This window comes from Streptomyces sp. SID3343 (assembly GCF_009865215.1).
In the GTDB taxonomy this organism is placed as follows: domain Bacteria; phylum Actinomycetota; class Actinomycetes; order Streptomycetales; family Streptomycetaceae; genus Embleya.
Genome location: NZ_WWJX01000774.1, coordinates 1 through 11,107, shown reverse-complemented (window position 1 = coordinate 11,107; position 11,107 = coordinate 1). Strand labels below are relative to the sequence as shown.

Annotated in this window: 9 protein-coding genes; 4 read left to right on the top strand and 5 right to left on the bottom strand. The window is 71.3% G+C overall.

Annotated features, from left to right (window positions below):
- Positions 1-1,079 (top strand): FAD-binding protein (locus tag GT354_RS24090; protein WP_161358463.1); only part of this gene is annotated, 1,079 nt, incomplete at its 5' end.
- Between the two features lie 118 nt (positions 1,080-1,197).
- Positions 1,198-1,971: a hypothetical protein gene (locus tag GT354_RS24085; RefSeq protein ID WP_161358462.1), complete on the top strand. Its 774-nt coding sequence runs from the start codon at positions 1,198-1,200 to the stop codon at positions 1,969-1,971.
- A 78-nt stretch (positions 1,972-2,049) separates the two neighbouring features.
- On the opposite strand, the gene nirD is transcribed toward GT354_RS24085, so the two are convergent.
- From nirD to GT354_RS24065, 4 genes are all read right to left on the bottom strand, one after another.
- Entirely contained in the window at positions 2,050-2,400 is a 351-nt protein-coding gene (gene nirD / locus GT354_RS24080; protein WP_161358461.1) for a nitrite reductase small subunit NirD, read from the bottom strand.
- A gap of 62 nt (positions 2,401-2,462) precedes the next feature.
- On the bottom strand, positions 2,463-4,979 hold the full coding sequence (gene nirB, locus GT354_RS24075; protein ID WP_237535392.1) for a nitrite reductase large subunit NirB: 2,517 nt from the start codon (positions 4,977-4,979) through the stop codon (positions 2,463-2,465).
- Positions 4,980-5,360: 381 nt separating this feature from the next.
- Complete coding sequence (locus tag GT354_RS24070) at positions 5,361-6,611, bottom strand: FAD-dependent oxidoreductase (protein ID WP_161358460.1); 1,251 nt, start codon at positions 6,609-6,611, stop codon at positions 5,361-5,363.
- Positions 6,608-8,992, bottom strand: coding sequence for a molybdopterin oxidoreductase family protein (locus GT354_RS24065; protein WP_237535391.1), 2,385 nt, complete (start codon positions 8,990-8,992; stop codon positions 6,608-6,610). Before GT354_RS24065 ends, GT354_RS24070 begins: the two co-directional genes overlap by 4 nt.
- A 190-nt stretch (positions 8,993-9,182) precedes the next feature.
- Here GT354_RS24065 and GT354_RS24060 point away from each other — a divergent pair, with 190 nt between their 5' ends.
- Positions 9,183-10,310 carry a uroporphyrinogen-III synthase gene (locus GT354_RS24060; RefSeq protein WP_161358459.1) on the top strand — a complete coding sequence of 376 codons (1,128 nt, stop codon included), beginning with the start codon at positions 9,183-9,185 and terminating at the stop codon, positions 10,308-10,310.
- Between the two features lie 130 nt (positions 10,311-10,440).
- A complete protein-coding gene (locus GT354_RS24055; protein WP_161358458.1) occupies positions 10,441-10,665 on the top strand; it encodes a hypothetical protein in 225 nt (74 codons plus the stop codon).
- 83 nt (positions 10,666-10,748) lie between these two features.
- On the opposite strand, the gene GT354_RS24050 is transcribed toward GT354_RS24055, so the two are convergent.
- Positions 10,749-11,107 (bottom strand): helix-turn-helix domain-containing protein (locus tag GT354_RS24050; RefSeq protein ID WP_161358457.1); only part of this gene is annotated, 359 nt, incomplete at its 5' end.

Below are 11,107 nucleotides of genomic sequence, written 5' to 3'. Positions count from 1 at the left end.
CGGCCGCGCGCACCGCGTGGGCCGAGGCGGGCGTGCGCTGGGAGGCGGTCGTGGCCCGAGCCACCGCGCACGGCCTGGCCCCGTTGAACGGATCTGCCCCGCACGTCGGCGTCGTCGCGTACACGTTGGGCGGTGGCCTGGGCTTGATGGCCCGTCGGTACGGCTACGCGGCCGACCACGTGCGCGCGCTCGACGTCGTCACCGCCGACGCCAAGCTGCGGCACGTCACCGCCGAAAGCGATCCCGACCTGTTCTGGGCACTGCGCGGCGGGCGCGACAACTTCGGCATCGTGACCTCGGTCGAGTTCGACCTCGTCCCGGTGGCCCGCGTGTACGGCGGATCGTTGGTCTTCGACACCGACCTGATCGAGGATGTGCTCGCCGGCTACCTCGCGTGGACCGCGAGCGTGCCCGAGGAACTGACGTCGTCCGTCGCGCTGATCGGCCTGCCCGACATCGAGCAGGTGCCGGCGCCGCTGCGCGGCCGGCACACCGCGAGCATCCGGATCGTGTACACCGGTGAAGCCGCCGACGGGGAACGCCTGGTGGCTCCGCTGCGGGCGATCGGTCCGCGCCTGGTCGACACGTTGGCCGAACTGCCGTACGCCGACTCGCACACGATCCACAACGACCCGGCCATGCCGCACGCGTACCTGGGCGACAACGTGCTGGTTCGCGACCTCGACGCGGCGGCGTTGCGCGAGGTGTACGCGGTGACCGGGCCGGACGCACCGATGATGGTGATGCAGGAGGTACGCCACCTCGGCGGCGCGCTGTCCCGGCAGCCCGTCGTACCCAACGCGGTCGGCCGGCGCGACGCGAAGTACATCGTCCGCGTCGTCGCGATGATCGACGGCGAGGATGTGGGCGTCGCCCGCGCGATCCAGGCCCGGGTGCGGGACATCCTGGAGCCGTGGGCCGTGGGCCGCAACCTCAACTTCGTCTACGGCGACGGAGTTTGCCCGACGTCCGATCAGGTCGACTCCCTTTACGACGCGGACGCCCGGGCCCGACTGGCGCGGCTCAAGGCCGAGTTGGACCCGGCCGACGTGTTCCGCGGTAACCACAACGTCCGTTGACGGGCAAGGCCCGGTTCAGGGCCGCCCCGACGTCCGTCCACCGAGGGACGCCCGCGATCATGTACCCGGGCCGCGGTCGGTGGGGCCGCCGGTGGGGATCGGGAACAGGGGCGGTTCGATGGCACGTGTGGTTCCGGTGGCGTTCGGGCGGGCGGCGGGGGCGGCGGCAGCCGGAATGGTGCTGGTGGCGGGGTGTTCGGCGGCGACGAATCTGGCCGAGGCGGCGGATCCGTCGCTCGGCGGTCGCTCGCACCTGAGTGACAAGGACTTGCGCCAGGAGATCACCGAGGCGGTGGGGGGAGTGCACTCCGTTCGGGCCACCGTCGATCTTCGCAACAGCGGCGTCGAAGCACACGGGGACGTGTACCTCGACCTGGACACCAACAATTTTCGGAGTGTGGTCGACTCCCCGGGTCTGACCCTCGAAACGATCAACGTCGGTGCGGACGTGTACGTCAAGGCGCCCCGAAGCTACTGGTGGAAGGTATTCGGCACCGACAAGGCCGAACTCGTGGCGTCGCTGGACGGCAAGTATGCGCACATGGCGCCCGACGACCCGGCCCGGTCGCAGATGCTCAGCATGGGAAGCAGCGCGAATCCACGCACTCTCGTCGATGTCATGAAGGACACGGACCGTCGTCCCGAGGGTGTGATCGACGGTCGGCGCATGATCGTGCTGGTCGAGCGAACAGCGAACATGCCGGCCGTGATCTACGTTCCGGTCGAAGGCCCGGCACTCCCCGCCGGGATCTCGGCCGAAGCGTCGAACGGAGGCTCCGACAGCATCGGCATGACGTGGTCGGAGTACGACCGTCCGGTGGATGTGCGGGCCCCGGCAAAGGATTTCGTCGTCGACCTGCCCAATACGGGCGGGAAGGCCCACGGGGTGTGACAGATGGGCGGGCGGGTCCAAGCTCGCCCGCCCGCCTGGGGGTTCACCCGTCGTCCGGCGCTTGCGCCACATGTGTGCTCACTCGCGTACCCGGACCATCCACGTCCGCAGCACTGCCGACGACCCGTCGGGGGCCGTCTCCTCGTCCAGGCACTCCCCCGTTCGCAGGTCGAACGCCTGCTTGTACATCGGCGAGGCGACCGTGGGTACGTCGCCGCGCCGGCCGACGATCCCACGCGACATCACGTACGCCCCGCTGAACGGGTCGCGGTTGGCCAGCGCGTACACCTCCCCCGTCCGATCGCGAAAGATCGCCACCTGTTCCCCCTCGACCAGCGCCGCGACACCGCGACCGGCGATCAGGTCGCCGTACGCGCACACGGGTGTCCACCCGCGCTCCCCGCCGATCTCGACGGTCGACGCGGTCATCGTTTCCGGGTCCCGGCCCGCCACCCCCACGCCTGTCTGTGCCGTCTCCGTTTGCGCCTGGGTCATCGGCTCCGGGCCTCCAGCTTCTCGAACAACTCGAACGACTCGAACAAAACGGGCTTGATCTGGTCCCGCTCCGCGGTGAACCGCACCGTGGGGTCGGGCGTGCCGGGCGCGTTGGTGAACGACACGAAGCGGCGGACCCGGTCGGGGTCGGCCAGCGTCGCGGCCCATTCGTCCTCGTACGTCTCGACGTGGCGGCTCATCAGTTCGTCGAGGTCGGCGCAGATGCCGAGCGAGTCGTCGACGATCACCGCGCGCAGGTGGTCGAGGCCGCCTTCCATCCGGTGCACCCACGGCGCCGTGCGCTCCAGGCGGTCGGCCGTGCGGATGTAGAACATCAGGAAGCGGTCGATGGTTCGGATGAGCGTGTCGTGGTCCAGGTCGGTGGCGAGCAGGTCGGCGTGGCGCGGGGTCGTCCCGCCGTTGCCGCCGACGTACAGGTTCCACCCCTCGGACGTGGCGATCACGCCGAAGTCCTTGCTCTGCGCCTCCGCGCACTCGCGAGCGCAGCCGCTCACCGCGGACTTGAGCTTGTGCGGCGAGCGCAGCCCCCGGTACCGCAGTTCGAGTTCGATCGCCAGCCCGACCGAGTCCTGTACGCCGTAGCGGCACCACGTCTCGCCCACGCACGACTTCACCGTGCGCAGCGCCTTGCCGTACGCGTGGCCCGACTCGAAGCCCGCCGCGACCAATCGCCGCCAGATGTGCGGGAGTTGGTCGACGGTCGCACCGAACATGTCGATCCGTTGGCCGCCGGTGATCTTCGTGTACAGGCCGAAGTCGCGCGCGATCTCGCCGATCGTGATCAAGCCCTCGGGGGTGACCTCGCCACCGGGTATCCGCGGCACGACCGAATACGAGCCGTTGCGCTGGATATTGGCGAGGAAGTGGTCGTTGGTGTCCTGGAGCGCGGCCTGTTCGCCGTCGAGGATGTGGCCTTGGGCCAGGCTCGCGAGGATCGAGCCCACGGTGGGCTTGCAGACGTCGCAACCGTCGCCGCCGGGCCCGCCGGTGCTGCCGTGTTCGTCGATCAGGCGGGCGAACGACGTGATGCCCTTGACCCGGACGATCTCGTACAACTCGGCCCGGGTGTGATCCGCGAAGTGTTCGCACACCCCGCGCACGGTCTCGACGCCTGCGGCTTCGAGCTCGTCCTTGACGATGGTGCCGATGAGTTTGACGCAACTCCCGCAACCGGTCCCGGCCTTGGTGCATTTCTTCACGGCCGGCACGTCGACGCAGCCGTGCGCGGTGATCGCGTTTCGAATGGTCGCCTTCGTCACCGCGTGACACGAACACACCACGGCCTCGTCGGGCAGCGCGAACGGGACCGGCGCGCCCATCGAAGCCGGCAGTACGAGCTGTTCGGCCGGTACCGGCAGTGCGCCTCCGGTGAGCGGGCGCAGTGTTCCGTACGCCTCCGCATCACCCACCAGAACCCCACCGAGCAACCGCCCGTCGGCCCCGATCACGAGCTTCTTGTACACGCCTGCCCGCGAGTCGGAGTAGAGCACCTCCAGGCAGCCCTCGGCCACCCCGTGCGCGTCCCCGAAGCTCGCCACGTCGACCCCGAGCAACTTGAGCTTGGTCGACAGATCGGCGCCCGTGAACGTCGCTCGACCCACCCCGCCGATCTCGGCGGCGGCCACCTCGGCCATCGCGTAACCCGGCGCGACCAGTCCGTAGACCCGGCCGTCCACGGCAAGGGCGCACTCACCGATGGCCAGCACGTGCGGATCACTCGTGCGACAGCGCTCGTCGACGACCACGCCGCCTCGCTCTCCCACCGCGAGGCCGGCCTCCCGGGCAATCGCGTCGCGGGGGCGTACCCCGGCCGAGAACACGACCAGATCGGCGGCCAGTTCGGTGCCGTCCGACAGGGTCATCCCCGAGACCCGACCGTCGTCGGCGGTGGTGACGGCCTGAGTCCCCGCCCCGGTGTGCACGCTCACACCGAGATCCTCGACCTTACGGCGCAACACCTCACCGCCACCGTCGTCGACCTGAAGGGCCATCAAACGCGGTGCGAACTCCACCACATGCGTGTCGAGCCCCATCGCGACCAGCGCCCCCGCGGCCTCCAGACCGAGCAATCCGCCCCCGACGACGGCCCCCACCCGGGCGTGCTCGGCGGCGGCCTTGATCGCCTCGACGTCCTCGATCGTGCGATAAACGAAGCACCCGTCCGCGTCGTGCCCCGGCACCGGCGGCACGAACGGATACGAACCGGTCGCGAGCACAAGCACGTCGTAGTTCACGGTGTGCCCGTTGCGGGTGGTGACGCTGCGGGCGATCCGATCGATCGCCTCGACGGGATCGCCGAGCCGGATGTCGATCCCGTGCTTCTCGACGAAACCCTCGTCGCACATGGAGAGTTCACCCGGCGTGACACCGGAGAACCACGATGTCAAGTGTACCCGGTCGTAGGCTCGCCGAGGTTCCTCGGCCAGCACGGTCACGGTGACCGCGTGTCCCGACTGTTCCACGAGCGCTTCGAGGAACCGCTGCCCGACCATGCCGTGTCCGACCAGAACCACACGCGTCTTCTCAACCTCGACCACAGCTGGACTCCTCACTCGACAGGACGGACACAACGGGGTTGTCGACCACGGAGCGGTCGGGGATCGACACGGGGCAGTCGAAGATCGGGGGGTGGCATCCGCGGTCCGGGGGATGGTGTCGACCCCGAATCGGGTGGGTTGCGATCGCGATCGGGTGGCGCGGATCGCGGATCGGGTGCCGGTGATCGCGGGTCGAGTGCCGGTGAACGGGGGTCGACGCGGCAGAGACGAGCCGTGCGGCCTTGCGGTCGCCGCTCATCGACGCGCGAGAGCCCGGCGGCCCGGCCTGCGGCCCCTCGCGCGCTGCCATGCCCGCGCCGGCCTCGGTGTTGTCGGTCATCGGTGGGCCGCCGGCGTGGCGAGCAGGTGCACGGGGTCGGTCGGCAGCGGGTCGTCACGCTCGAAGGCGCGGGTGAGGGCGCCGGCCGTGGCGACGTCACCGACCAGGATCGCGGCGACCAGCCGATCCCCGCGAATGACCAGTTTCTTGTACGCGTTGCGGGTCGGGTCGGCAACGCGCACGACGTCGTCACCGGAGCGTGCCGCCGTCGTCCCGAACGCCGCGACCGCCAGCGGGCCGGCGGTGAGCCGCAGCACCGTGCGCGACCCGGCATAGCGCGCGCCGCCCCCGGTGAGGTGAGCGGCCAGGACATCGGCCTGGTCCCACGCCGCCGCCGCCAACCCGTGCACCTGCCCGGCGAACTCGGCGCAGTCCCCGATCGCGTACACGCCGGGAGCCGACGTCGCGAGCCGGTCGTCCACCACCACGCCGGCCCCGACCCGCAGCCCCGCGGCCCGAGCGAGCGCGACCCGCGGGCGCACACCACAGGCGAGGACGACCAGGTCGGCGTCGAGCACATGCCCGTTGGCCAACTCGACGCCGTCGACGTGTTCCGTACCCGTCAGCGCCCGAACCCGATTGCCGAGATAGACCGCGACGCCGAGGGCTTCCAGGCCCCGCCGCAGCGCTCCCGCCGCCGGGGCGTCGAGGTGACGCTCCATCAACTCCGGCGCCTGGTGCACGATCTCCACCGCGACACCCAGCGACGCCAACGCCCGGGCGGCACTCACCCCGAGTACGCCCCCGCCGATCACCACGGCCCGGCGAGCCGCCGGTACGGCGGCGGCCAACGCGGCGCAGTCCGCCAGCGAGCGGAACGCGTGGACGCCCGAGAGCAGTTCGGAGGCTGCGGACCGCGCGGCCGAGGCGGGGAGACCGAGCGGCACGGCCCCCGCACGCACGTTGCGAATCGGCGGCAGCACCGGCCCCGCCCCGGTCGCGAGCACGATCTCGTCGAAGTCGTGCACCGCGCCGTCGACCAGTCGAAGAGAGCACTGCTCGGCGTCGAGAGCGGCAACCCGCGTCCGCGTTCGCACGAGGGCACTCGGTCCGACGGACAGTGCGATCTCCTCGGGCCGGAAGCGGGCACCGAGCACGTCCGCGAGCAACGCCCTGTTGTAGGGCTGGTACTCCTCGTCCCCGAACACCGTCACCGAGGCCCCGGGGTCGCGCACCGCGACCTGCTGCGCGAAGCGAGCGGCGGCCATGCCGGCTCCCACCACGCCGACCCGCCGACTGCTCGTCACGCCGGCACCCCACTACCGAGGGCGCCCCTCGCACCGGCCCCGATGTCGACCCCGATGTCGACCCCGATCGCGACCGTGCCCCCGACCTCGGCCCCGGGCCCCGCTCGCTCCACCCGGTGCACTCGCTCCGCCTCGTGCGCCGGCTCGACTCGCCGTACTCGCTCCACACGTACCGCGCACACCTTGAACTCCGGCATTTTCGAGATCGGATCCAGCGCCGCGTTCGTCACCGTGTTCACCCGCCCCTCCCCCGCCCAGTGGAACGGCATGAAAACCGTGTCCGGCCGGATGCCCGTCGACAGCCGCGCCGGCGCGACCGCTCGTCCCCGGCGGCTGGTGACCGCGACCAGGTCCCCGCCCGCGACGCCCAGCCGGTCCGCCGCGTCCGGGTGCAGTTCGACGAACGGGCCCGGTTCGGCCCGGTTCAGGGCCTGCACCCGTCGCGTCTGGGCGCCGCTCTGGTAGTGGGCCGGCACCCGGCCCGTCGTCAGATACAGCGGGTACTCCCCGTCCGGCTCCTCCGCCGCGGGCCGATGCGTCGGCGCCGCGAAGCGTGCCCGGCCGTCCGGCGTCGCGAAGCGGTCCAGGAACAGCCGTGGCGTTCCCGGGTGCCGTTCGTCGGGGCACGGCCAAAAGACGCCGTCCTGGGCTCGGATCCGGTCGTAGGTGATTCCCGCGTAGTCCGCCGCCCCGCCCGCGGACGCCCGCCGCAGTTCGTCGAACACCTCTTCCGCGTCCACCGCGAAGCCCCGGTCGACGCCCAGTCGGGCCGCGAGGGCGTTCAGGGTGAACAGGTCCGTGCGTACGCCTTCCGGTACCGGCAGCGCCGGTCGGCGCAGGATCACCCTGCCCTCCAGGTTGGTCGTGGTCCCGCTCTCCTCGGCCCACTGGGCGCTCGGCAGGACGACGTCGGCCAGCGCCGCCGTCTCGGACAGCACCACGTCGGCGACGACCAAGAAGTCCAAAGCCTTGAGCCGCTCCTCGACGTGGGCCGCGTTCGGCGCGGACACCACCGGGTTCGAGCCCATGACCAGCAGGGCTCGGACGTCCCCACCGCACGCGTCCAACAGTTCGTAGGCGGAACGTCCGGGCCCGGGCAGCGAATCCGCGTCCACACCCCAGACGCCGGCCACGTGCGCCCGCGCCGCCGGGTCGGTGATCATCCGGTAGCCCGGCAGTTGGTCGGCCTTTTGCCCGTGTTCGCGTCCGCCCTGCCCGTTGCCTTGGCCGGTCAGGCAGCCGTAGCCGGACAGCGGCCGCCCGGCCTTCCCAGCCGCCAGGCACAGGTCGATCCACGCCCCCACCGTGTCCACGCCCTTGCTCTGCTGCTCGGGCCCGCGGGCCGTCAGCACCATGGCCGCCGGCGCCGCCGCGAACATCCGCACGGCTTCACGCATCGCGTCCACCGGAACGCCGGTGATCCCCTCGACCCGTTCCGGCCAGTGCGCCATCGCCGCCGCCCTGGCCGCGTCGAAACCGACCGTGCGGGCGGCGACGAACTCGTGGTCCACGTGGCCGTCGGCGATGAGCAGGTGCAGCATGCCGAGCGCGAGCGCCAGATCCGTACCGGGCGCCGGCTGGAGATGCAGGTCGGCCTGGGCCGCCGTCCGGGTCCGGCGCGGGTCCACCACCACCAGTCGGCCGCCGGCCGCGCGCAGGTCGGTGAAATAGCGCAGCGCCGGCGGCATCGTGTCCGCCGGATTGGCGCCGACCAGGATCACGCACCCGGTACGCGCGATGTCCTCCATCGGGAACGGCAACCCGCGATCGATCCCGAACGCCGCCTTTCCGGCAGCCGCCGCGGAGGACATACAGAACCGGCCGTTGTAGTCGATGTTCGCCGTCCGCAGGACCACTCGCGCGAACTTCCCCAACAGATAGGCCTTCTCGTTGGTCAGTCCGCCGCCCCCGAACACCGCGACGGCGTCTCGCCCGTGGGCCTCGCCCGCCGCCGCCAACTCGGCCGCGACCCGGTCGAGCGCGTCGTCCCACCCGGCCTCGCGCAATACCCCGTCGGGGCCACGCACGAGCGGCGCGGTCAGTCGTACGCCACTTCGCAACACCTCGGCCGCGCTCTGTCCCTTGCCGCACAGCGCGCCGCGGTTGACCGGGAAGGCGGGCCGCTCGACAACCTCTACGCCGAGACCGGAAGGATGCGGTGCACTCGGCGAATTCGGCTTACTCGGTGCGCTCGGTGAATCCGGCCTACTCGGTGCGCTCGGTGCGCTCGGTGCGCTCGGTGCGCTCGGTGCGCTCGGTGCGCTCGGTGCGCTCGCAGTGTCGTCCGCAGCGCCGTGGTGGACCCGCAACCCCATCCCGCATTGCAGCGAGCAATACGGGCAGTGCGTGTCCGTCGTCGTGGTCCCGACCTGCGTTGTCATGTCGGTAGCGTCGCGACCTGCTGTTACGCGGCCTGGTCTCGGATGTTGCGCCGAAGGTACGACTGCCTCACTCCACCACGTGTCGACCGTGAGAACCGCGACACCCGCGAGCACCATTGGCGCCGCAGACCTAACCCCGGGGTGATCACGACGCAACACCCCCGTAACGCCGGTCCGCCAACCTCACGACATGGTTACTCGTACAGGCGCTGCCGAACCCCTCGTCGGGCTCACGGTCGGCGTCACGGCCGCCCGACGCCGCGACGAACTCGTCACCTTGCTCGAACGTCGCGGCGCCAAGGTCGTGGGCACCCCGACGATGAGCATCGTCCCGTTGCGCGAGGACCACGTACTGCGTCTCGCCACCGAGCGCTGCCTGGCCCAACCGCTCGACTTCGTGGTTGCCACCACCGGCGTCGGCTGGCGGGGCTGGATGAACGCGGCGGAGGGTTGGGGCCGCTCGACCGAACTGCTGCGCGCGTGCGATGCCGCGACGGTGATCAGCCGCGGGCCCAAGGCCACCGGCGCGGTCCGCGCGTCGGGCCTGCGCGAGATGTACTCGCCGGGCTCCGAGGCCAACGACGAGCTCCTGCACTGGTTGCTGGCCAGGGACCTGCGGGGTCGTCGGATCGCGGTACAAGAGCACGGCGCCCCACTCGACGGTTTCGCCGCGGCGCTGCGCGAGCGCGGTGCGGAGGTGATCGAGCTACCCGTGTACCGGTGGGGGCCGCCCGAGGATCCGGCCGCGGTACGCCGCCTGGTCGAACAGGTGATCCGCCGCGACCTGCACGCGCTGACCTTCACCAGCGCGCCCGCGATCGGCGCCTTCCTGGAGACGGCCGGCGAACTGGGCCGCCGCGACGAGGTGTTGGCCGCGCTGCGGAGCGAGGTGCTGCCTGTGTGCATCGGCGGCATCTGCGCCAAACCGCTGCTCGACGAGGGAGTCGAAACGGTGTGGCCCGAGCGTGGGCGACTCGGCGCGCTCGTTCGTACGGTGACCGAGACGCTGCCGGGTCGGGTGCGTCGGGAGTTGAACACCGGTACGGACCGCCTGGTCCTTCAGGGCAACGCGGTGCTGTTCCAGGGCGGCGTGATCTCGCTGTCCCCGGTACCGGCCGCCGTACTGCGCGCGTTGGCCGAGAAACCGGGCTGGGTCCTCAGTCGCGCCGAACTCCTGCGCCGGGTATGGCGCGGGGCCTCCGCCGACGAACACGCCGTCGAGGCCGCGGTGGCGCGGCTGCGCAGCGCGCTGGGACCGCACAAGGGTCTGATCAAGACCGTCACCAAACGCGGCTACCGTTTGGCCGTCGCGGTTTGAGCTCGCGAGCTCGCGGGTGCCGCAACACGCGGCCGTACGCGCCAAATGTCGGATATGGCGACCGTTTGCCCTCAAGATGAATCGGAACGCGGCCGATCGCCACGCCGCGCCGAGCTTCCAGGGAGTTCCCATGCCGGTGACCGCCGACCTCGACAAGCTGCTCGACAAGGCGTACGAGAACCTGACGCTGAGCGAGGTCGTCGACGCGCCCGTCGCCGCGCTCGCCGGGATCACCGACGCGCACGCGGAGCACCTGGCGTCGCTGCACATCAAGACGATCGGTGACCTCGGCCGTAACAAGTACTTCCGGTGGGCCGCCGCACTCGCCGACGTCAAGGACAGCGGCGGCAGGTAACCGCGCCGCCGCCTCTACCCGACGCGGGTCCGCGCACGGCCGAACGGGGCCGCCGCGCGGGCCCGCGTCGACGCGTCACCGCGTCACCGCGTCACCGCGTCGAAGTGTCGGACCACGCCGCCCTGCTCGAACCCCATCGCCTCCAATGCGAGCAGCAGATCCACCCGATCCCGCGCCGAGAACAGGTCACGGCCCGTCAGCTCCCGGACCCGGCGCATCCGTTGGTGCAGCGTGCTCACGTGTATGCCCAGCGCGCTCGCGCAGCGCTGCCAGGCGCCGTTGGCGGCCAGGAACGCCGCGAGCGTGCCGACCAGGTCGCCCCCGTGCTCGGCGTCGTACGCGCGCAGGCCGCCCAGGACGCGATCCGCGAACGCCGCGCGCACCGGTTGGGGCAGGCCGGTGAGCAGCGCCGGATACGAGTCGATCTCGCGGCCGGCCGCCA

Coding starts and splice junctions, on each gene's coding strand:
- GT354_RS24085 (WP_161358462.1), top strand. CDS start 1,198: ATGGCACGTGTGGTTCCGGTGGCGTTCGGGCGGGCGGCGGGGGCGGCG.
- nirD (WP_161358461.1), bottom strand. CDS start 2,400: ATGACCGCGTCGACCGTCGAGATCGGCGGGGAGCGCGGGTGGACACCC.
- nirB (WP_237535392.1), bottom strand. CDS start 4,979: ATGGTCGGGCAGCGGTTCCTCGAAGCGCTCGTGGAACAGTCGGGACAC.
- GT354_RS24065 (WP_237535391.1), bottom strand. CDS start 8,992: ATGACAACGCAGGTCGGGACCACGACGACGGACACGCACTGCCCGTAT.
- GT354_RS24060 (WP_161358459.1), top strand. CDS start 9,183: ATGGTTACTCGTACAGGCGCTGCCGAACCCCTCGTCGGGCTCACGGTC.
- GT354_RS24055 (WP_161358458.1), top strand. CDS start 10,441: ATGCCGGTGACCGCCGACCTCGACAAGCTGCTCGACAAGGCGTACGAG.